This is a genomic window from Amycolatopsis mediterranei, from assembly GCF_026017845.1.
In the GTDB taxonomy this organism is placed as follows: Bacteria; Actinomycetota; Actinomycetes; order Mycobacteriales; family Pseudonocardiaceae; genus Amycolatopsis; species Amycolatopsis mediterranei.
This window is the reverse complement of sequence record NZ_CP100416.1, coordinates 4,189,375-4,211,084: the sequence shown is the minus strand read 5'-3', so window position 1 is coordinate 4,211,084 and position 21,710 is coordinate 4,189,375. Positions and strand designations below refer to the sequence as shown.

Annotated in this window: 18 protein-coding genes and 1 pseudogene; 9 read left to right on the top strand and 10 right to left on the bottom strand. The window is 69.4% G+C overall.

The window, feature by feature from the left end:
- Positions 1-7: 7 nt before the first annotated feature.
- The 4 genes from ISP_RS19535 to ISP_RS19520 form a co-directional block, all read right to left on the bottom strand.
- Positions 8-1,024 (bottom strand): SGNH/GDSL hydrolase family protein, encoded by a 1,017-nt coding sequence (locus ISP_RS19535; protein ID WP_013225534.1) that lies wholly within the window; start codon positions 1,022-1,024, stop codon positions 8-10.
- Between the two features lie 107 nt (positions 1,025-1,131).
- The gene (locus ISP_RS19530; RefSeq protein ID WP_013225533.1) at positions 1,132-2,094 is read right to left on the bottom strand and encodes an arabinan endo-1,5-alpha-L-arabinosidase; all 963 of its coding nucleotides are present in this window, start codon (positions 2,092-2,094) and stop codon (positions 1,132-1,134) included.
- Between the two features lie 100 nt (positions 2,095-2,194).
- Positions 2,195-2,917 carry a polysaccharide deacetylase family protein gene (locus ISP_RS19525; protein ID WP_230468845.1) on the bottom strand — a complete coding sequence of 241 codons (723 nt, stop codon included), beginning with the start codon at positions 2,915-2,917 and terminating at the stop codon, positions 2,195-2,197.
- Between the two features lie 709 nt (positions 2,918-3,626).
- Positions 3,627-6,581: a glycosyl hydrolase 115 family protein gene (locus ISP_RS19520; protein WP_013225532.1), complete on the bottom strand. Its 2,955-nt coding sequence runs from the start codon at positions 6,579-6,581 to the stop codon at positions 3,627-3,629.
- A gap of 208 nt (positions 6,582-6,789) precedes the next feature.
- On the opposite strand from ISP_RS19520, the gene ISP_RS19515 reads away from it, so the two are divergent.
- From ISP_RS19515 to ISP_RS19505, 3 genes are all read left to right on the top strand, one after another.
- The gene (locus tag ISP_RS19515) at positions 6,790-7,881 is read left to right on the top strand and encodes a glycosyl hydrolase 53 family protein (RefSeq protein WP_013225531.1); all 1,092 of its coding nucleotides are present in this window, start codon (positions 6,790-6,792) and stop codon (positions 7,879-7,881) included.
- A 255-nt stretch (positions 7,882-8,136) separates the two neighbouring features.
- Entirely contained in the window at positions 8,137-8,913 is a 777-nt protein-coding gene (locus ISP_RS19510; RefSeq protein WP_014466999.1) for an SGNH/GDSL hydrolase family protein, read from the top strand.
- Positions 8,904-9,218 (top strand): SGNH/GDSL hydrolase family protein, encoded by a 315-nt coding sequence (locus ISP_RS19505; RefSeq protein ID WP_013225529.1) that lies wholly within the window; start codon positions 8,904-8,906, stop codon positions 9,216-9,218. Before ISP_RS19510 ends, ISP_RS19505 begins: the two co-directional genes overlap by 10 nt.
- A gap of 345 nt (positions 9,219-9,563) precedes the next feature.
- Here ISP_RS19505 and ISP_RS19500 read toward each other — a convergent pair whose 3' ends face one another.
- Positions 9,564-10,469 carry a LysR family transcriptional regulator gene (locus ISP_RS19500; RefSeq protein ID WP_013225528.1) on the bottom strand — a complete coding sequence of 302 codons (906 nt, stop codon included), beginning with the start codon at positions 10,467-10,469 and terminating at the stop codon, positions 9,564-9,566.
- 81 nt (positions 10,470-10,550) lie between these two features.
- On the opposite strand from ISP_RS19500, the gene ISP_RS19495 reads away from it, so the two are divergent.
- From ISP_RS19495 to ISP_RS19485, 3 genes and pseudogenes are all read left to right on the top strand, one after another.
- Entirely contained in the window at positions 10,551-11,570 is a 1,020-nt protein-coding gene (locus ISP_RS19495) for an alpha/beta fold hydrolase (protein ID WP_013225527.1), read from the top strand.
- Positions 11,571-11,621: 51 nt separating this feature from the next.
- Positions 11,622-11,729, top strand: a pseudogene (locus ISP_RS19490) (transposase); the annotation flags it as partial.
- A 642-nt stretch (positions 11,730-12,371) separates the two neighbouring features.
- Positions 12,372-13,325: a DUF5937 family protein gene (locus tag ISP_RS19485; protein ID WP_014466998.1), complete on the top strand. Its 954-nt coding sequence runs from the start codon at positions 12,372-12,374 to the stop codon at positions 13,323-13,325.
- Positions 13,326-13,361: 36 nt separating this feature from the next.
- Here the strand turns inward: ISP_RS19485 and ISP_RS19480 are convergent, their stop codons facing one another.
- Positions 13,362-13,739, bottom strand: coding sequence for an SH3 domain-containing protein (locus ISP_RS19480; RefSeq protein ID WP_013225525.1), 378 nt, complete (start codon positions 13,737-13,739; stop codon positions 13,362-13,364).
- Between the two features lie 236 nt (positions 13,740-13,975).
- On the opposite strand from ISP_RS19480, the gene ISP_RS19475 reads away from it, so the two are divergent.
- Positions 13,976-14,410, top strand: a complete 435-nt coding sequence (locus ISP_RS19475; protein WP_230468843.1) for an alpha/beta fold hydrolase — start codon at positions 13,976-13,978, stop codon at positions 14,408-14,410.
- Positions 14,411-14,477: 67 nt separating this feature from the next.
- Here the strand turns inward: ISP_RS19475 and ISP_RS19470 are convergent, their stop codons facing one another.
- The 3 genes from ISP_RS19470 to ISP_RS19460 are packed head-to-tail and all read right to left on the bottom strand — an operon-like array spanning position 14,478 to position 16,851.
- The gene (locus ISP_RS19470; RefSeq protein WP_013225523.1) at positions 14,478-14,987 is read right to left on the bottom strand and encodes a nuclear transport factor 2 family protein; all 510 of its coding nucleotides are present in this window, start codon (positions 14,985-14,987) and stop codon (positions 14,478-14,480) included.
- A 55-nt stretch (positions 14,988-15,042) separates the two neighbouring features.
- Positions 15,043-15,756, bottom strand: coding sequence for a DUF998 domain-containing protein (locus ISP_RS19465; RefSeq protein ID WP_013225522.1), 714 nt, complete (start codon positions 15,754-15,756; stop codon positions 15,043-15,045).
- 36 nt (positions 15,757-15,792) lie between these two features.
- On the bottom strand, positions 15,793-16,851 hold the full coding sequence (locus tag ISP_RS19460; RefSeq protein ID WP_013225521.1) for a zinc-binding dehydrogenase: 1,059 nt from the start codon (positions 16,849-16,851) through the stop codon (positions 15,793-15,795).
- A gap of 107 nt (positions 16,852-16,958) precedes the next feature.
- Between ISP_RS19460 and ISP_RS19455 the strand changes: the two genes are divergently transcribed.
- Together ISP_RS19455 and ISP_RS19450 are read left to right on the top strand one after the other, a co-directional pair.
- Positions 16,959-17,639: a TetR/AcrR family transcriptional regulator gene (locus ISP_RS19455; RefSeq protein ID WP_013225520.1), complete on the top strand. Its 681-nt coding sequence runs from the start codon at positions 16,959-16,961 to the stop codon at positions 17,637-17,639.
- 56 nt (positions 17,640-17,695) lie between these two features.
- Positions 17,696-18,394 (top strand): TetR/AcrR family transcriptional regulator, encoded by a 699-nt coding sequence (locus ISP_RS19450; protein WP_013225519.1) that lies wholly within the window; start codon positions 17,696-17,698, stop codon positions 18,392-18,394.
- Between the two features lie 12 nt (positions 18,395-18,406).
- On the opposite strand, the gene ISP_RS19445 is transcribed toward ISP_RS19450, so the two are convergent.
- Positions 18,407-21,595, bottom strand: a complete 3,189-nt coding sequence (locus ISP_RS19445) for a family 78 glycoside hydrolase catalytic domain (RefSeq protein WP_013225518.1) — start codon at positions 21,593-21,595, stop codon at positions 18,407-18,409.
- Positions 21,596-21,710: the final 115 nt, after the last annotated feature.

The window sequence follows — 21,710 nt, the reverse complement described above, 5'->3', positions numbered from 1 at the left end:
GTCTTGGTCACCCGATGACCGCGGCGAGCCGGGCGGCGATCTTCCGGTGCCCCGCGTCATTGGGGTGGGTGCCGTCCGCGGTGTCGGTGGCCGGGTCGATCCAGCCTTCGGTGGCGACGTAGCGCACCTTGCTGTCACCCGCGCCGTTCCGGGCCGCGACCGCGGCCTTCGTCTCGGTGACGTACCACTGTTTGAAGATCTCCATCGCATGGACGGCGGCGTTCGGGTACTTCGCGCGGATCCGCTGCAGCAATGTGACATACGCGCTCTGGAACTGGGCACCGGACACGTTGTGCCCGCGGTCGTTGGTGCCGAGGTTGATCACCACGTCGCTGACCTGATAGCGGGAGAAGTCCCAGTCCGGGGTGCTGGTGTCCAAACCGGTTTTGAAGTACCGGTCCCGCATGCCGATGCACCCGTCGGAGGACGGGTACAGGCAGACACTGGGCCGGGCTATCTCGGTGTGCGCGGCGCCCAGCTTCTCCGCGGTCAGCCAGCCGTACGCGGTCAGTGCCTCCTTGGAGGACTTGTAGCCCGCCGTGATCGAGTCGCCGACGAACTCGACGATCCGGGACGGCACGCTCACCGCCACCGTGTGTGCTCCGGAATCCAGGACCACGCCCTGGAAAACCTCGTCACCGTGGTAGGAACCGGCGTCCTGGCGGTAGGCCACCCGCAGCGTGTGCGTGCCCGAGGGCAACCGGGACGGTGTCAGGTTCACGGTTCCGCCGACGTTCCGGTACGACACCCAAGCACCGCCGTCGATGCTCGTGTACAGGTCGACACCGCTGCGTTGGCGCAATTTCACCGTGGTGCCGGTGAAGCCGAGCACCGCGTACGCCCCGGTCCACCCGGGCACGTAGGCGCCCGGAGACCGGGTGTCCCACCGCCCGAAGTACCTGATGTTCGAGTCGGACGGCGAGCCGTCACCCGTGGCGGCTGCGGCCGGGTGCACCATCGTGGTGACCGCGGTCAGGAGCGTTACCACGAGCATCGTGGCCCGCGCCTTCGTGCCGATCGTCATGGCTTGCCTCGTTCCTGTTCGAGTCATTCGAATACCGCGGTCGACCGGAGCGAATTCGTGAGCGCGCACGGAAAAACAGAGATGGATTTCCGGCTGCAATCGAACGTTCAGACGACCTGCGGCCAGCCCGCCGAGTCGTAGGTCAGGCGGTTGATGCCCAGGAGGGAAGCACCGTTGTCGGCGTAGTAGTGGTAGATGAGCAGGTCGCTGCCGTTGTCGGCGAGCACCGCCTCATGGCCCGGCCCGTGGATGCTGCCGTGGCCGGCGAGGATTTCGGTGCCGCCACCAGAAGTCATCAGCACGCCGTTGCGGTCGGTGTAGGGCCCGGTGACGCTGGTGGACCGGCCGACCATCACCCGGTAGGTGCTCGCCGCGCCGCGGCAGCACAGGTCGAACGACACGTACTGGTAGTAGTACTGGCCGCGTTTGACGATGTAGGGCGCCTCGATCGCGCCGCCGCCGCGCCCGGCGATGGCGGCCATCGCGCTGCCCTGGCGCAGCCCCGTCGCCGGGTTCAGCTGGATCAGCTTGATGCCCGACCAGAACGAGCCGAAGTCCAGCCACCACCGTCCCACCTCGTCCACGACGAGGTTCGGGTCGATGGCGTTGAAGTTGTCACTGCTGCGGGATTCGACGACCAGGCCCCGGTTCGTCCAGCTGCCGGAAGCGCCGGACGGGCTGGTGGCCAGGAAGATCGCCGAGTGGTTGGAGCCGAACGTCGATGCCGCGTAGTACAAGTAGTATTGGCCGTTGTGGTAGGAGATGTCCGGCGCCCACAAGGCCCGGCTCCCGCCGGTGTAGGCCGTGGTCCACGGCGCGCCGTTCGGGAACGCCGAACCGGCATTGCGGAAAGCCACGCGGTCGGTGGAGGTCTTCAACGCGATGCCGTCCCCGGTGTGCGCCACCAGGTAGCTGCCGTCCGCGCGCTTCACCGCGCTCGGGTCGTGCACGCCGACGTCACCGGTGACGCGGGCCGGATTGGGGTACGCAGCCGCCGCGGCGGCCGGCGGAGCGAGGAGCGCCGTCGCGAACAAGACGACTGCGATGAACCGTGATCGAGCGGCCGACATGGTGCCTCCGTTGGCAATCCGATGATGGTGACGCTGAGGAACTCACGATTGGAAGCGCTCTCAGGCAAGAGTAGCCGAATCCTTGAACCATTGAAAGCGCTTACTGAGGATCCTGATTCGTTCCGGCTACCGCGGCCGACAGCCTCGACGAGACGATCCGTTTGGCCGCTCGACGACCCCGAAATCCGGGCGACGGCCGGGAAGTTCGACCCCGCCGACGTCCTGCTGGACCCCCGCGCCCGCCTTGTCCTGCCGCCTCGCCGCAGCCGCTGACGACAACCGTGGGCGGCCGGACCGATTCCCCCGTCAGCTCGGCGCGACAGCGCGTCCGGTCTGTGGGGAGATCATGCCCGCGCACAAGCCATGACCGGCCAGTACCTGCGCGATGCGCGGGAGCGGTGACCGTGTTGGGCGGCCCGTCGTGCATGAGGATGATCTGGCCGTCGGCGAGCTTGCTGTTGGCCTGCACGATCGCGTCGACACTGACGCCGCTCCAGTCTCCGGTGCTGATGTCCCAGATGATCTCCCGCAGGCCGTACTTCGCTTCGACGGACCGCACCGTCGAATTGCTCGAACCGAACGGCGGGCGGAACAGCTTCGGCGTGCCCCCGCCGGCGTTCGCGATGGCCTGCTGGGTGCGGGAGATCTCCGAGTCGATCTGCGCCTTGCCCGGCTGGGTCAGGTGCGGGTGCGTATAGCTGTGGTTGCCGATCCACATGCCGGCGCTGACTTCGGCGCGCACCCCGGCCGGGTCCGCGGCAGCGAACCGGCCTTCGTTGAACATCGTGGCCCGCAGCCGGCTCGTTGCGAGCGCGTTGAGCAAGGCCGGGGTGTTGCCGGTCGGGCCGTCGTCGAAGGTGAGCCCGACGTACCCCGTTGCCGCAGGCGGCGGCGTACGAAGGGCTCGCGTTGACGATTCCGGCGGCTGCCACCGCGACAGCGGTCAGTCCGACGGTGCGGAAACGTTGCACGATCAGCGTCCTGCTTTCTTGTGATCGGCCGGCGGCTGAGCGACGGCGAACCGCCCGCGAGGTTGGGCGGTTCCCCTCCCCTCAACGCCGGATCCACCTCTGGTCGGCTGCCCCGTTGCAGTCCCTCAGCTGCGCGGCAGCGCCGTTGCTGCGGCTCGCCGATGCGGCGCCGGGGCGCCGGCTGGACTGCGCGCCGGCCAGTCAGGTGCCGGCCGGCTGTCCGATGCCGAAGAAGCGGATCGCCTCGTCGGCGAGGATCTACCGGGAGCCAGCAGTGCCGCCGAGCCGATGAGCAGGGTCGTGACGAAGACCGCCGGCCTCGATGCCATCCGAACCGCCTTGCCTCGTCGATGAGCGGGGGAACTCAGCCCGAGACATTGTTAGGTTTCTGAAGAAAGAAAGTCAACCGCGGCGTTCCCCTCGCCGCAACGTTCCGGGTTCGGCGCGACGGCGACACAGTCCTGGCAAGTACCGATTACGCTCCGGGCCCGGGGAGCCTCGAGGCGGGCGGACGCGAAGCGCACGGGAACCGGGCGAGCACGGTCACGCTCACCATCGCCTTCACCGGCCGGGGTTCGGGTTGAAAGCAGGGTGGAAGCTTTCCGGTGGGGCGAGGTAGCTCGCCGGCAGCCCGCCGGTGTCGATGACGATCTGGTCGACGGCGTTCGCCGGGTCGACCATCCACAGCTTGAGGACGTGCTCGCCCGGCCGGTCCACGGTGACGTTCGTGGTCAGCTTCTCGACGCCCTCGACCACGTTGCGCGACCACGCGGCGGTGGCGGACGTGACCCCCGTGCCCTTGAGCAGGATCGGGGTGCCTGAATCGAGGCCGATGGCGAGCCGGCGGGTGCCGCGTTCGTCCAGCGAAGGCAGCCGGTACACGGTGACCGGGAAGGTGCCGGCCGTGGCGAAGCGGACGTTGTACTGGAGCTCGGGCGCCACGGTGCGGCTGTCGCCGTCGAGGCGTGCCGCGTCGAACGGCGCACCGATGACCGCGGCACCGGACCGGCCGAGGCCGGGAATGGTCTGCCAGGTCGCCCCGGACCGGGGCACTATTCGGTCGTAGTGCTCGGCCTCGATCGACACGTAACCGTGTGCCTCGACGAAACCGGTCGCCGTGGCCCGGCCCTGCTCGCCGTCGTTGACGACCTGCAGCGGCACGGTCACCGTGGTACCCGCGCCGGTGATGCGCACCTGGGGGCTGCTGACACCCGACGGGGCCGCGGCCCAGTCGACGCTGACCCAGATCCGCGCCTGGTCCGGGGTGGTCCCGGCCGTGGTGCTGACCTGCACCCAGGAGTGGCTGGGGGACGCCTGCCAGGTCAGCGGGGCGAAACCGGTGTTGAAGACGTCGATGAACCGCCGGTTCCGGGGGTACGAAGAGAACGTCAAGGGCCGGGCGACGCCGGTTTCGTTGCCCTCGGCGGCCACGCCGAGACCCACCGCGCTGGTCCGGGTCAGTCTGGTCACGGCGGGCACCCGCGGTGCCTTGGGGACGTTGGCCGGGTAGGGGTTGATGATCTCCTTCCACTTGCCGCCGGCGATCGCGGTGTTGTAGCGGCGGGTCAGCGCCTCCTCGTCGGCCTGGGCCCGCTCGGCGAGGTCGGCGAAGACGTTCACCCCGGCCCCGCGGCCCTGCTTGACGGCGAGCGCGTTGCGGTCGGCGCACACGAACTTCAGGTTCATCAGGTACGCACCGGTCAGCGGATACAGCAGCAGCTCGAAGAAGGCGTCCTGGTAAGCCGCCGGCAGCAGCCGGCCCACCGCTTCGGCGCGGTCGATGAGGCTCCGGTACGCCGCCATCCGCCGATCCGCCTCGTCGCCGTGGTGGACGAGGGAGAAGACCCCGCTCTGGATGAACTCGGGGCGCAGCGCCGCGGCCAGCTCGTAGTAGCCCTGCCGGATCTCGGCGATCTCCCGGGCGTACGCGGCGCCGAACTGGCGACCGGCCCAGTCGGCCAGCCGGGGTTGCCCGTCCTCCGCGCGCCACCGGTCGATGTCCCAGGCGAGCGCCATCGCGAACGACAGCCCGGTCTCCTGCGACTTCAGGTCGCCCACGTTGACGATCCAGGTGTGGCGGACCCCGTTGTCGTACGCCCGGCGCAGCTCCTGCCAGATCTTGGCGGGCGCCGTGGTGTCCAGCCACAGGTAGCTCTTCGGTGCTCCCCAGTAGGAGAGGTGGTAGTACAGGCCGTTTCCGCCGGAGCGCTGCCGCTCGGCCGCCGTGGGCAGCTGCCGCATGTTCCCGTGGTTGTCGTCCGGCCAGATCAGCGTCACGTCGTCGGGCACCCGCACCCCCGCGTTGTAGAGGTCGAGCACCTCCTTGTACGGGATGAAGATCTGCGGCACGGCACCGGCCGCGGGGCCGACCTCTTCCGCCAGGATCCGGCGCTGCTGGGTGATGATGTCGTTCATCACCGCGACCCGCTCGGCCGTGGTTTTGGCGTTCTTGGTGACCAAGCCCGAATCGTGGATCCCGCGCATGCCGACGGTCCAGACGCTTTCGTACCGGGCGTTGGCTTTCGCGCGGGCCCGCCAGTAGTCGAGGATCGTCTGCGGGTTGACCGTGTAGTCGTACTCCGGGAGGCTGCCGTCCGGGTTGCGGTGCGCCTCCGCCCACGGCTGCCACTCGTGCACGTTGTTGCGCAGCAACGCCTCCGGGTGGCTCGAACCGACGACGACGCCGTACTCGTGGGCCAGCCGTGCGTTGTCGGGGTACTTGTTGAAGTGGTCCGACTCGGGGTGCATGGCCGGCCACAGGTAGTTCGCCTTGAGCCGCAGCATCAGCTCGAAGATCCGGGTATAGGTCACCGGCCCGATGTGCTTGCCGGGCTCCGCCGTCCGATACGCCCACTGCGACAGGTTGTCCTCGTCGTTGAGGAAGATGCCGCGGTACCGGATCGCCGGCTCACGCCGCTTCTCCGTGACCGGCGGCAGGGTCACCGTGTCCCGGTGCGGCACCGGCACGTCGGCCCACCAGTACCACGGGGAGACGCCGATGCGCTCGGACAGGTCGTAGACGCCGTACACGGTGCCGCGCCGGTCGCTGCCGGCGACGACCAGCGCGCGGTCGACCCCGGCGATCGGCGCCTCGACGACCTGGGTCACCGAGGCCTCCCAGCGCCCGGCGACCTCGGAAACGTCGAGGCGGCCGGACGCGACGAGCTTGTCGATGACCGGGCTGTGGCCGATCGTGCCGATCAGCACCGCCGCACGGGACAGCCCGGCGGTGCGGTTCGTCAGGATGGGCAGCACCCCGCTGACCCGCTCGATGTCCGCCTGCAGGTCACCGGCCACGCGGCGGACGGCCACGTCGTCGCCCGCGTCCACGAACACATCAGCGGCGACGCCGCCCGCAACCAGCGGGAAGCCGTCGCTCGCGGCGGAGGCCGGCTCAGCGGCGAGCAAGGCCGGGGTCAGCGGCAGCGCCCCCACGGCGGCCAGCCCCCGCAGGAACGACCGGCGGGATGGCACCAACGCGTCGTCATCCGGATGCCCCGGCGGCTTGGCGATCACGGGACTGTCCCCTTCCACGTGGCGGCTCGGCGGCGCATGGTTCCCGGAAATGGAACCGCACAACGGAGAACGTCGCAAGCCTTTCGCGCCCGGTTTCCGAGAACGCTCAGAGCGCCGACTTCGAATTTGTCGAAGCATTGTCGGTCTTCCGCCTGAAAGCGCTATCATCGTCGAGCTGCGGCTTTCGTCGTCGATCAAGGGAGATCGGATGACCACGCACGGAACGAAGTTCCCCATGAACGAAGAGCCGGAAATCGGCTCGCCTCCGCTGGGACGCCGCAGCGTGCTGCTCGGCGCCGCCGCGGGTGTGGGCGCGCTCGCGCTGGGCGCGGGTGCCGCGACGCGGGCGATGGCCGCCGTGTTCCCGGCGCAGCCCGCCGCGGCCGCCTTCTTCAAAGGCGCGGACATCAGCTGGGCGCCGCAAATGGAAGCCCACGGCTACACCTGGAAGAATTCCAGCGGGCAGAGCCAGGACCTGCTGACCATCCTCAAGGGCTACGGCATCAACGCCATCCGGCTGCGCACCTTCGTCACCCCCTCCGGCAGCGCCACCGACGGCCACTGCACCATCACCGAGGTCGCCGCGCTGGCCAAGCGGGTCAAGGCCGCGGGAATGTCCATCATGCTGGACTACATGTTCGGCGACACCTGGAACTCCGTCGGCGTGCAGAACCCACCCGCGGCGTGGAAGAACCTGAGCTACAGCCCAATGCTGAGCGCCATGAACTCCTACGTCGGCCAGACCATGAACGTCATGAAGAGCAACGACGTCCTCCCGACGTGGGTCCAGATCGGCAACGAGATCAACAGCGGCATCTGCCACCCCGTCGGCAGCGTCTCCAACGGAGCCCAGATGACGGGCCTGCTGAACGCCGCCTACAACCAGGTCAAGCAGGTCTCACCGGGCACCACGGTGTGCATCCACCTCGCCCAGCCGCAGAAGTGGGACCCGATGCAGACCTTCTTCAGCCGCTACGCCGGAAACGGCGGCAAGTGGGACATGTCGGTCTTCTCCTCCTACGGGAGCGCCGATCTGGCCTCCGGCATCGTGGCGAACATGAAGAAGATCTCCGACCAGTACGGAAAACCGTTCCTGCAGAGCGAGTTCGGCGGCCCGGTGAGCAAGGCCTCGTCGACCAAGGCTTCGCTGGTGGCCTACCTGAACGCCCTCAAGAGCACCGGTGGCCAGGGCCTCTTCTACTGGGAACCGGAGGGCTACTCGCCCTTCACCGGCTACGCCAACGTCGCTTGGGACGCCGCCACCCGCAAGCCCACCGCCATCATGGACGGCTTCCGGTAACCCCTGGCCAGAACGCCACTTCTGCTCGGGAGGCACAATGCCAGGTCGAGGCACGCCGCACGATGCTCGCGCCCGTGAGCACCCGCGCCGGGGAGTTCCGCCGGGAAGTGCCGGCGGTGAACGTGCGCAGCCCGGAAAGCATGCCCACCGGCGAAGAAGGGACGGGGACACCCGGCCTGCAGGTCCACCTCACCGGGAGCCACCCGGCCGCGGTGAACGTGTCCGTGGCGCCCGCGCCGGCCGCGGCTGTTCGTGGTGAGCGACTCCACCGCGTCGGACTGGCTCAAGGGCCCGAAGCGGGGCTGGGCGCAGGAACTGCCCCAGCCGCTGCAACCGGGGATCGTGGTCGCCGACTACGCCGACTCGGGTGAGAGCACCGGAAGCTGGTTGAGCAATCCCCGGCTGTTCGCCACCGTGAAGCCGTTGATCCGGCCCGGCGACGAAGTGCTGATCCAGCTGGCGCACAACGACAAGACCACACCGGAGAACACGTTCCGGGCCAACCTGGGCAAGCCCGTCGACGGCGTCCACGAGCGCGGCGCGTTGCCGGTCCTGGTCACCCCGCCGGTGCGGCACCAATTCGGTCCGAACGGGAAACTCACGCCGACCGGCCTGATCGTCAACAACCTCGGCGTCGACCTGCCCGCGGTGATCCGCGACCTCGCCGGCCGGCTGCACGTGCCGCTGATCGACCTCACCGCGCGCAGCCAGGCGCTGCTGGAGCAGCTCGGCGAAACCGCGTCCTGGCCCCTGTACCTGACGGTCCAGCACGACGGTGTCCAGGACTACGCGCACTTCTCCGAATACGGCGGAGCAGTCATGGCCGGCCTCGTCACCAAGGGCATGGCCGGTGGCCGGACATGCTCGATCCCGCGAACGGGATGCACTCGGGCGACTACCTGTTCATCCAATTCGGCATCAACGACAGCGATCCGAACTGCCCACGACACGTCGGCACGGCCCAGTACCAGAGCCTGCTCACCACGATGGCCGACGCGGCGAAGAGCCGAGGTGCCCACCCGGTGCTGCTGACCCCGGTCGCGGCGATCACGTGCAGCGGAAGCACGGCGGTCGGAAACCGGGGATTCCTCTCCCCGACGACAGCCGCGGGGACCGCCACCGGCGCGCCCGTGATCGACCTGCACAAGCTGAGCTACACCCTCTACGACACCCTCAAGCTGTGCCCCGACAACGGCGACTACAGCAAGGGTGCCGTAGGTGCATTTTTCTGCAACGACCACACCCACTTCGAAGCCGCTGACGCGGACCAGATCGCGCGTGTCGTGGCGAAGGCGCTGCGCGATCAGAAGATCGGCCTGGCCGGCTACCTCAAGTAGCCCGGGGCGGCGCGGGATGTGTCGCAGCGGCACGACCCTGGCCGCGCACGGTTCCGGTGATGAGCGCGACCTCGCCTGCCACTCTCTTCAAGAGATCCCCGTCCGGCGCGCCAAGACAGCCCCGGCTCTCGCACCGGCACCGGCACGGCCGACCGCGCGCACGGCCCGCATCTCGCCGACCGGGACGCCGAACCGGGTGACCTGTGCCGGGCCATGTCCTCGGCCTGCGTGTCGCCCAGGACGTGTCTTGGCTCGGCGGGGGGTACGGCGAAGGGGAAGGCGTAGCGCCATGCCCATTCCGTTGGTCCCCACGGAGTTCTCGGCGTAGCTGAACTCCGGGGCGATTTATCGGCTGAAGGTCTTCGATGTGGGGTGGCGTTCCCGGAGCAGGGCCAGAAACGCCTCGGTGGCTGCGCTGGGGCGCCTCGTCGCGGCTGTCGCGACGGTGAGCTGCCAGCGCAGGTCACAGTCCGCGACCTGCACCGTATCGAGCCCGGTCAGGTCGGAAACCAGCGGGCGGCCGAGGAACGCGATCCCCAAGCCTGCCCGGACGAAGTCGATGACAGTCCCGACATTCGCCACCTCGACGGTGACTTCCCGCTGCACGCCCGCGGCCGTGAAGGCCTGGTCCACGACGGCGCGACTGCCAAACCCCGGCGGGGTGTCGATGAACGGGAATTCGGCCAGTTGCGCCAGCGTCGCGCGGTGCTTCCCCGCCAACGGGTGCGAGCCGGGTACGTAGACCGTCAGGGGTGCGGTGGCCAGCTCCCGGGTATCGAGATCAGCGGGCGACGGGGCAGGCAGCGCCAGGAAGGCGACGTCGAGCTGACCGTCACGCAGGTGTTGCGCCAGGCCGGCCGAGCCGGCCATCGCCGCTCGCAACCGCACCGTGACACCGGCGTGCCGGGCGCGCAACGCGGCCAGCAACTCCGGCAAATCGACGAGATCGATCGCCGTCAGCGTGCCGACCGTCACCGTGCCGTGCAACGCGCCGCGCGTCCGGTCCACGGCGTCTTTCGCGGCCTGGGCTGCATCAAGGGTTTCTCGCGCCTTGGGCAGAAGTGCCTGGCCGGCCGCGGTCAGGGTGACTTCCTGACGGCTGCGGGTGAACAATGCCGATCCCAGCTCACGCTCCAGGGCTTTGACCGTTGCCGACACCCCGGACTGGACGACGTGCAGCGCTCTCGCCGCCCGGGTGAAGCTCCCCGCGTCGGCGACCGCGAGGAAGTGTTCGAGATGGCGCAGTTCCACACCTCTAGTATCACGGAATGTGATACTGACTATCAAGAACCATCGTTGGACTTGATGGACTTCCGGCGGTGAGATGGACCTATGAGTGATGAACAGCCCGCTTTGCAGTTCACCGAACTTCCGGCCCGGGCGCGGCAGGCGATCGCCAGCTTCGCGCCGCCCGATGCCCTGATCACCGAGCGGTTGGAGCGCTTCGCTGACGTGGAGCCGCGTCCTGCCGACAGCGACGGGGACACCGAGAAGCTTGACGGGGCCCTGTTCACCCATCGCTTCGCGGAACTCCCGGGCGATCAGGAGACGGTCCGATGGCATTACGTCGAGACTGGGACCGGCGAGCCCGTGGTGTTCCTGCACGGGATGCCCGACTCGTGGTTCATGTGGCACCACCAGATGGCGGCGCTGTCGGACTCCTACCGTTGCATCGCCGTGGACCTGAAGGGCTACGGGCAATCGGAGAAGGGGCGAGGCGACTACCGGCAGGCAGGCGCGGCCCAGCAGCTCGTCGAACTTCTCGACGCGATCGGAGTGGAACGGTTCACCCTGGTCACCCACGACCGCGGCACCGTCCAAGGCGATCACATCGCCGCCGCTCACCCCACGCGGGTCCGCCACTACGTCCGCACCGAGCAGCACCTCCACCACTTCCACCCCGATCTCGCTCCGCACGACGACTTCCTCGCAGAAGCTCCGTGGAGCGGGTTGCTGGAGGACCCGAAGCGCTTCGTCGTGTGGTCTTACAGCATGGTCGCTGGCCTTCCGGTCGCCGACGAGGACATGCGTCGCGTCATCCAGGAGTTCTCCTACCCCGGCATCACCCGCGCCGTCCCGCGCTATGCCATGAGTTCCACCTTCCGCAAGGAGTGGCTGCAGCGGCGCCGGGACCTGATTCCGCGCTGGCGCGGCCCGATCACTCTGCTTCAGGGCTGGGACTCGCGCACCCAGCCCCGCGAGTTCTTCACCGACGCCGCCGAGTACATCCCGCACGCGGAGAGCGTCGACGTCCGTTTCATCCCTGGCGGGCACTTCTGGCCGCTGGAGAGCCCCACGGAAACGACCAGCGTCCTGCGCGACGTGCTGAGCCGGCAGGAAACGGACAGTTAGCGGACTGCTCACATCGCCAGGTCACGACCCGCCCACGCTCATTCAGTCACAATGGCGAAACGACTGGGAGTGGATCACCAAGGGCTGCAACAGTTCGTAACCGCCTCAACCTGGGACACCGACGCGGTGCGGGCGCGGCTGGCCCGGCTGGCGATGAGGTCGGGCTGAGCGTCGCGGTCGGGAGCGGCGGTGTCGTCGCGCTGTACCTGTCCTGGCGGCGCCGGCACTCCACCGAAGCCGACCTCAACACCCGCGAACGCACCCTGCGACAGTCGGCGATGCGGATCTCGACGCCGCCGGTGGCTCAGTCGCGGGACGGGCTGCGGCCCGGGAGGGCACCGGCGCCGCCGCCCTCGCGGCAGTGCCCCCAGGGTTGACGTCGGGGTGGTCGCCGATCGCGCTGGCCGCGTCGTACACGGCTGGGGAAGCCGGGCGGTGCAACGAGGACACGCGCGACCGCGCTGATGCGCCGCCGTCGTGGACCACGCTGCTGCGTCGGCGAGATCGCCGCGGTGGTTCCTTGATCGACCTGTACGTCGCCGACCGCTCCGGCCAGGACCAGCACGTGTGGCGTCAGCACCGGCGACGCTGCAAGCTGACGGGATCGGGCTGGAAGTGCTCGCCGGGCGCTGACCGGGATCTACCCGCGCGGCATGGGCTCGATGCTCTTCGCCGTGCTGGTGGCCACTCGGTCACACACCGGACCACCGTCGTTAGTCCGGTGCGGCGAAAATACCCGGTGAGCGCTTGCCTTCCGCAGCGACGCTGATGCAGCCTGAATGTCGACTCCGGGGGGAGACCATGACATTGCGGTTGGTGTTCGAGCGAGTAGATCTGCAACGTGTGCGCCTGGCAACAGCGCCCGACCCGTTGTGGGAAGTCGTTTCCAGCGTGGCCCTGGTCCACGGTCCCGGCTACGCGAAATGGCGGCTACGGGCAAGACCGGACGATTCCACGCTCGACGATATCGCGTTCCTGCGCGCGCTCGTGCCACCGCGCGGCGATTTCCCCGACTTCTTGACCCCCTCGCCCACTACCGCCGATCTCGACGATGGCTGCGAGGCGATCCTTCGCACCACCCGCGGCGTCCTCAGCGCGGACGTGGCCGCAGCCTTCACCGACCGGCCGGTGCCGGGATGGGCCAAGCTGCTCGCCGCCGGCGACCGCGATCAGGTGGCTCGTGTCGCGTCGTCTGTCCGAAGAGGACACCGACACCTCGTCGCCCCGCAGTGGGACCGAGTACGCCACTTCATCGCCGCGGACCGGGCGAAGCGCATCGAGATCGTCGGCACGCACGGCGTCGAGCACCTGCTGACGACATTGCCCGGGGTGAGGAGCTGGGACGGCAGCACGCTGGTGGTGCGCTACCCGCGCGACCGGGCCGTGCGCTTGCGCGGCCGCGGTCTGACGCTGGTGCCGTCGTACTTCACCACCGGCACCCCCGTCACGCTTATCGACCAGGAGCTGCCTCCGGTGCTCGTCTATCCGGTCGGCGCCGCCGAACCGCACTCGGTCGCGACGGGAGGCCTCGACCGGCTCATCACCCGAACCCGCGCCCAGTGCTTGCACGTCTTGCTCGCTCCGCACTCGACCAGCGCACTGGCGCACCGGCTCGGCGTCTCGGTCGGCACTGCGTCCAAACAGGCCATGGTCTTGCGCGAGTGCGGGCTGATCACCAGCACTCGCGACGGCGCCGCAGTCGTGCACCGCACTACCGACATGGGCCTCGCACTGCTGCGGGGCCCGGTGGGGTGACGAGCACCCAGTCCGCCACCCCCACTGGTCAGCCGATCAGAAGCCGCAGTAGTAGTAGCTCCCGTTGCCGGAAAGCAGGTCGTCGCGGATCCAGCCGATCGTCCCGGTCCGGGTGTCCCTGACAAACGTCCAGGTGTAGCTGCCCGCGCTGGTGTAGCAGTAGTAGTCCAGCACGTCGCCAGGTTGCGCGGCACCGACCGCCGGGCAGCTGGTGGACGAGCCGTTGCGGATATTTGCCGCCGTCGTCGCGTGCCCGGTGTTCGGGTCGTTGTTCGGGCCGTTGTGGCCGCAGGCGGCACTGTTCGGCGTGACCGTCCCTGCAGCACCGGTCGGCGCAGCGACGGCCGTCCCCGCCATCGCGACGCCGGACAGCCCGAGCGCAACGGTGGCCGCCGCGATCGTGAATTTCCGCATGTTGATCCCCTCTTCGCCGTGGACTGTGCTCTGACAGCGCACAGCATGTCGCCGGGGTCAGACGGCGTTCAACCCTTTTGCCCTCCACCGCAAGTGATCTACTTCCCCATCGCCCACGGCAGATCACCCGGCTCCACCCGCCGGTAGCGTCGCCGACCATCGCTAGTCGTGCTTCGCTCCGGGTACGAACCGCTGGCTTGTGAAGGCGTTAAGAGATCGGATCAGAATGAGCTGGCGTGTCAGCTTCGGTTGCAGTTTCGAATGTGGGGCTGCCGGTGGTTTTTCACCACGGCACACCCGGATCCGTACTCCGGTTCACCGGGTTCCAGCACGCGGTGCACGAGCACGGCCTCCGACTGGTGCGGTATTCGCGCGCCGGTTACGGCCAGTCCAGCAGATTGCCCGGCCGAGCGATCGCCGACGTCGCGCGGGACATCTCCGCGATCCTCGACAATATCGGCGCACCACGTTGCCTCGTCGCGGGCCGGTCCGGCGGCGGCCCGCATTGCCTGGCTACCGCTGCGCTGTTGCCGGAGCGAGTTGCCGGCGCACTCGTGATCGCCGGGTTCGCTCCGTATGGCGTGGCCGACCTGAACTTTCTCAACGGAATGGGTGAGCTGAACATCGAATTGTTCGGCCGCGCCCTATGGCCCCGGCCGCACCGACGCTGATCGGGGCGGCTCCGGTTCGGGCGGCAGGGACACCGGGGCGTCCCGCCGCCAATGCTCGAGCACGGCGTCAGGAGGTCGGCGGGGTCCAGGTCGCGGGCAGGCCGGACTGGGCGAGCAGGGTGGCGAGGCTGTAGTAGTCCCGGTCGCTGACGATCAGGCCCTGCCGCAGGTCGAGAATCGTCGTGGCGGGCACCGCGAACGGTGCCGGCGCGCCGTGGATCTGTCCCGAGTAGACGGTCTCGACGGCGATGTGGTCGCCGCCGCGGAACGACTCCTCGACCGTGACGTGCACGTTCGCGATCAACAGGTCGGTGCGCTGCTTCCAGGAGGCGACCCCGGCCCGGCCCGTCGAGACCACGTTGACGCCGAAGTCGGTGTAGGTGGCATCGGCGGTGAAGAGCTTCGCCAGCGCCTGCGGGTCGGTACCGCTCCATGCCGACGCCCAGGCCGACACGATGCCGGGGCCCCCGTGCCCGGATTGACGGTGGTCGGCGAACGCGCTGCCGCTCAGGGTGGTGACACCGACGACGGCGGCGGCGAGAACGGCCAGGACACGCTTCACTGCGGAGATCTTCATGGTGGTTTCCTCACTGTGGTGACAGGGACTGTGGTGAAAGGGACGGGCAAGACGGCTAGCGCCGCGACGCGCCGGAAGGGCGTACGAACAGCAGGCGCACCGGCTGCGTGACGTGCAGGAGGAAGCCGCCGAGGAGCAGCTGCCACAGCACGAAGGCGTAGATGGCGGCGCGTTCGAGGATGCCGGGCGGCAGGAGCGTGAACGTCGCGAGCCAGGTCACCGCGGCGACGATTCCTGCTCCGCCCAGGACGACCCCGGCGCGACCCACGGCCGCGGGGATCCGGAGCCGTTGCCACTGCCGGCCGAGGAGGACGGCCAAGGTGTTGGTACCCAGGATGGCCGACGTGGCACCGAGGTAATGCAGCCACAGCGTGCCATCCGCCGAAGTCGCCGTCGAACTGTGCACGACGCCGATCAGCGCGAACCCCGCGGCGGTGGCCACGCCGAGGCCCCGCACCAGGACCCGGGACCGCTCGCGCAAGACCCGTCCGAGCAGCCAGGAGGCCGCTCCGACGAGGAGCCCCTGGACGGCGAAGGCCGTGTTCATCAGGGTGTGGGACGGGGAACAAACCACCCGGCCGTCGTAGGGGCCGCACTGCGGGTTGCCGAGATCGCTCACGAAATCGGCGCTGTAGCTGTAGCTCGGCGCGGTCCACGCGCCGGCGGCGACGGTTTCACCGATCACGAACACCAGCGCGCCCAGGACGAGAGCGATCGCGGCGGCGGCGAGCGCGACCGAGGTGCGGCGGGTGGCAGGTCTATCGTGCATCGACGTTTCCTTGCTGGAAGGGGGAAGAACGGAAACTCAAGGCACCAGGATGATCTTGCCGACGGCGGTCCGGCCGGAGCTTTCGGACATCTCCAGGGCCGCCGCCGCCTCGGCCAGCGGGAAGCGGGCGGCGATCTTCGCGGTGAGCACGCCGTTGCGCAGCAGGCCGAAGACATGCAGGAGATCGGTGCGGATCCGGGTCCGGAATTCGGTGCGCTTGGCCGAGTCCGGCTTGCCTGCGCCGGTCCAGACGTTGAAGAAGCTCGCGTGCTTGCCGTTGGGCAGGTAGTTCCAGACCGCCAGCTTCGCCACCAGCTTGAGGAACACCGGCAACACGGGACCGGTCTCGTCGATCTTGCTCGCGATGCTGTAGGAGACCAGCGTCCCGGTGCGGTTCAGCAGCCGGTACGAGGTGTCGATGCTCGCGCCGCCGAGGTGGTCGAACACGGCGTCCACCCCGTCCGGGGCCAGCGTCCGCACTCGCTTGGCCAGCTCGGGATCGCGGTAGTCGACCGGCTCGACGCCCATCGCGCGCAGCGCCTCGTGGTGGCGCGGGTTGGCGGTGCCGATCACCCGGGCACCGGCGTGCCGGGCGAGCTGCACCAGGATCGTGCCCACGCCGCCGGCCGCGCCCAGCACGAGCACGGTCTGCCCGGATTCCACCTTCGCGGTGCGGTGCAGCATCTGGTAGGCGGTCAGCCCGTTGACGATCAGCGTCTCTGCGTCGTCCGCGTCGATGCCGTCGGGCACCTCGACCAGGTCGGCGGCGGTCAGGAGGACCGCCGTGGCCCAGCTGCCGGTCTTGGTCAAGGCGGCGACCCGGCGGCCGAGGAGGGCGCGGTCCACGCCGGGGCCGACGGCTTCGACGATGCCGACGAGGTCGTAGCCGGGCACGAACGGGAACGGGGGCTGCGGCACGTAGCGACCGCGGCGCATGCCGGTCTCGGCGGCGGACACGGCGGTCGACTCGACCCGGACCAGGGCCTGGCCGGCGGCGGGCGCGGCCAATGTGCGCTGGACCACCTGCAGGCCGGCGGGCTCTACCTTGCCCGGCAGGACCACCTCGGTGACGGTGGTGGCGTTGTTCTCGGTCACGGCGGACTCCTCGAGCTCGGCGACGGTTTGTCACTCTGTTAATGATCGTAACTATGCATTGGCATGTCATACTGAGTCAACCCATAACGCGAAATGAGGTTCGCCTGATGCCCGAGCAACAGCTGACCCGACGTGACCGGTACCGGCGCCGGACCGTGGCCGAGATCAAGGCAGCGGCCATGGCCCAGGTGCGCTCGGGCGGACCGGAGGCGCTGTCGCTGGCCGCGATCGCGCGCACCATGGCGATGTCGGCCCCCGCGCTGTACCGCTACTTCGCCGGCCGGGACGAACTGCTCACCGAACTGGCCGTCGACGCGCACTTGGCGCTGGCCCGCGCCCTCGATGCCGCCGCGGCAGGCGCCACCACTCCCCCGTCGCGGCTGCGGGCGGTCGCCGTCGCGTACCGGGAGTGGGCACTGGCCCAGCCGCACGCCTATCGCCTGGCCTGCGAGTCTCCCCACGGCTGCGTCGCCTCGGCCGCGCAGCAGAGCATGAACGTGCTCCTCGACGTCGTGGCCGAAGCCGGTGCTCCCCCCGATGCGGCGATCCCGGCCCCGCTGCGCGCGCAGCTGCACCGCTGGAACGACGGCCCGGGTCAGCGCGGCCACCCGGCCGGCGTGCTGCACTTCGGCCTGGTGTGGTGGAGCAGGCTGCACGGACTGATCAGCCTGGAACTGGGGCGGCACACGGCGGGCACCGGGATCGATCCCGGCTTGCTCTACCGCAGCGAGGTCGAAACCATGGTGGACAGCCTGCGGCGGGGCGTGACGGCCGGGCCATGCCGCTAGGGCGCATAGCGTGGCGATGCCCCTGCAACAGTGCGACGGTCCGTTAGGATGCGGCGATGACCGGAGAACCGCCGAAGCCGAGCCGACGCGAACGGCTGCGAGCCCAGACGCTGCAGGAGATCGAGGACAACTCGTTCGCGATCATCGACGCCGACGGCGTCCACGCGCTGTCGATCGCGGCACTGGCCCGGAGTATGGCGATGTCCGCACCGGCGGTCTACCGCTACTTCCCGTCACGGGACGCGCTGGTGGCCCATCTGATCACCCTGTCCTACCGGCAGCTCACCGACGCCATGGCACAGGCGGTGCAGGGCAGCAGGCGAGCACCCCGCGCGCGGATCGGGCTGCTGGTCACCGCCTACCGCGACTGGGCGCTACGGTACCGGCGGCGCTACGGGATGCTCTTCGGCGAACGCGGCGGGGACCTGCCCGCCGACCCGGCCGGGCCGACGCCGCTCGACCAGGCGATGGCGCTGCTGATCGACGTGCTGACCGCCATCGGAGACGGCTCGCCGGCGGACAACACCAGTGGCGACCGGTCGCTCGACGGGCAGTTGAACAAGTGGGCCCGGTCGCAGGAGCGGCCGGACACCAGCGCACGGGTGGCCCGCGTCGCCATCGTGGTCTGGACGCGGGTGCACGGGATCGTCAGCCTCGAACTCACCGGCATGCTCGACGACCGGAGCATCGACGCCCAGCGCCTGATCGACCTGGAGATCGATGACGCCGTCCGGGCACTCTCGGCACCCGCGTAGGACCGCAACCCCTCACAGGGCGCTGTGGAACAGGTGGTCGCCCGAGCCGACGCGGAAGACCGCACAGCCGTCGCGCAGGCCCTCGAACCTCGCCTCCGGCGGCGCCTGGACGGCGCGACCGTCCCGCGCGGGAACGAAGATCTCGGCCGTCGCTCCGGCGGGCACCCCGGCGCGCAGGGTGAAGAGCCCGTGTTCGCGGGTCCAAGCCGAACTCACCCGGCCCAGCGGGGATTCGACGTGGGCGGAAGCGTTCGTCAGGTCGCCGACCGGGTAGGGCTGGATCTTGACCGCGGTGTAGCCGGGCGCCGCCGGGCGGATCCCCGCGACGCGCTGGTAGAGCCAGTCGTCGACGGTGCCGAGGAAGGCGTGGTCGTGGGAACGTGAGGTGGCGGGCCACTCCTCCCACATCGTGGTGGCGCCCAGCGCGGTGAACCAGTAACCCCAGCCGGGATACGCCGGATTCGTGGCCACCTGGTAGGCGAGGTCACCGTAACCGGCGTCGGTGAGCGCCGGGAGGATGAGCTTCGTTCCCAGCGCGCCGGTGTTCAGGTGGACTCCCCGCGTCTTGATGTCGTCGACGAGGTGGGCGACGACGGCCGGGCGATCCGCCGCGGGGACGATGCCGAGGCTCAGCGGCAGCAGGTTGGAGGTCTGGCGGTAGCCGGCGGAGCGGTCGTCGTAGTAAGCGCCGGACGCCTTGTCGAAGAACGTCGCGTTGAGCGCGTTCGCGATCGTGGCCGCCAGGGTTTCGAAGTGCTTGGCGTCGGCGTCACGGCCGAGGGCGTGCGCGATCCGGGCCATCGCCGTGGCGGTCTTGTGGAGGTAGGCGGTGCCGGCGAGCCGGGTGCCCTCGGGCGGGAACGCGGCACCGGGGGCGAGCCAGTCGCCGTAGCTGAAGCCCGTGTAGATGTCCCCGGTCTTGGCGATGTCCTGTTCGTAGTGGCCGAGCCAGGCCTTCATCGCGCCGTAGTTGTCGGCGAGCGGGCGGGTGTCGCCGTAATACCAGTAGAGGTCCCAGTTGATCAGGACGAAGCTCGCCGACCAGACCGGGTCGGTGACCTTCTTGCCGCCCACGGTCGCGGGCACGGTCTGGCCGATCGTCCCGTCCGGGTTCTGGTCGTCGCGGTGCGCGCGCATCCAGTTCTCGGAGAAGTCCCGCATGTCGAAGTGGGCGATCGCGGAGTCGGCCGACAAGTGCGCATCCGCGGTGTACGGCCGCTTCTCGTACATCGGGGTGTCGGTCGGGACGGAGTGCAGGTTGTTGAGGATCGTGTTCGCTTCGGCATCGTCGTAACGGTTGAGCAGTGAGCTGGAGCTGGTGAAGTCACCGGTGGTGGCGACCGCCGTGTGGACCCGCTCCGGAGTGACCGATTCGACGGTCACTCCCGCCGGCGCGGCGATCTGGACGTAGCGGAACCCCGCGTAGCTGTAGCTGGGCTGGTAACTCTCCAGCCCCTTGCCGTTGAGGGTGTACGAGTAGGACTGCAGCTGCATGCCGAACCCGCCGGTGTTGTCGGCGGTGCCGTCCGGACGCAGCTTCTCGCCGTAAGTGATTTTCACCTGGGCGCCGGCGGGCCCGCGCAGGGCGACCCGCGCCCAGCCGGCCGTGGTGGTGCCGACGTCGTAGACGTGCACGCCGGCGCTGGGCGTGGTGACCGCGGTGACCGGCAGCCGGTCGGTCACCTTGACGGGCGGGAACGCCTCCGCGCGGAGCGTGCCCGCGGGGGCGGACACGGCTGCCGCCTGCCGCCAGCCGGCGTCGTCGAACCCGGGGCGGTTCCAGCCCGGCTGCTCCAGCCGCGCGTCGTAGGACTCGCCGAACCAGAGCGACTCCGTGCGGGTGGGCCCGTCGGCGACCTTCCAGCCGCTGCCGCTGATCACCTGCTGGGCACTGCCGTCCTGGTAGGTGATGTCGAGCTCGAATTTCAGCTTCGGCTCGCTGTGCCAGGGCGAAGCCACCCACTCGTCGGGGTTCGTCATCGCGTAGTACCCCCGTCCCAGGCTCACGCCCACCGCGTTCCGGCCCGCTCGCAAGGCATCGGTGACGTCGTACGTCGTGTACAGGGCCGTCTTGTCGTAGACGGTGAAGGCCGGGTCGAGCTCGTGGTCACCGATCCGGCCGCCGTTGAGGTAGAGCTTGTGGTAGCCGAGACCGGCGACGTACGCGCGGGCGGATCGGATCGGCTTGTTCGCGGTGAACTCCGTGCGCAGCAAAGGTTCCGGCGGGGGCGGGGTGGTGACCGAGCTGCCCCACGGGCCGGCCCCGTACGCCGCCGCGACCAGCGCCTGGGGCCAAGCCGTGTCGTCGAAGCCGGGTTGCTGCCAGCCGGCCGGGGCGGTGTCGGCGGACTTCCAGGCACCGTCGGTGATGAGGCCGGACGGGGCACCCGCGCCCTCGACCCGGAGTTTGCCCAGGAACCCGGCCGGACCCGGCGCGGCGTTGGTCGCCTGGGCGGCGATCACGTTGCGGCCGGGACGCAGCGCGGCCGCGATGTCGACGACGGTCGCCGTCCGCCATGAATCGGCCACGGGAGGCGAGGCGGCGATCTGCTGTCCGTTGACGTAGACGGTGAAGCTGTCGTCGGCGGTGAGATCGAGCCGGGCCGCGGTGAGCTGCTCGCCGGCGGGGAGCTCGAAGGTGCGCCGGAAGTACCGCGTCCCGGCCGGCGCCGAGTCGGCCGGATTGCCGGCGGGGTACCAGATCCAGCTCGCCCCGTCGAACGACGGCGGCGTCGAAGCCGCCGGCGCGCCGATCCAATCACCCCGGAACTGGCCCGGCGCCAGGAACGCGGTCTCGAACCACGCCGGGTCACTCCACCGCGAAGCGCGTTGAGTGCCGTCCCAGACCTGGACCCGCCAGAAATAGCGAGTACGCGCTCGCAGAGCCGGCCCGGCGTAAGGGACGTCGAAGGATTGCGAGGACCGCACTTCGCCGCTGTCCCACACGTCCGCCGGCCCGTCGCGCTGGGTCGACACCGCGATCCGGTACGCCGACTGGCGAGCGCTCCCCCGGGCGTTCAGGACCCAGCCCAGCCGCGGCTGGGCCACGTCGACGCCGAGTGGATCGACTTGGTGTTCGGCCTGCAGCCCGCCGGCCTGAAGGCCCCCGAGGGGAGCCGCCGGACAAGCCCCGGCGGGCGTCACTCCCAGTACCGGCAAGATCAACGAGACCGACGAGGCCGTCATCAGGCGCGAAACCATCGCGTTCCTCTCTCCGTCGACAGGTCGGCGTCGCCGATATGAATCGTTTTAATCGTGGCGGCGGGCGACATGGTAGGCAGAACGACTTCCCGATGACAAGAGCCAAGACTGGTCC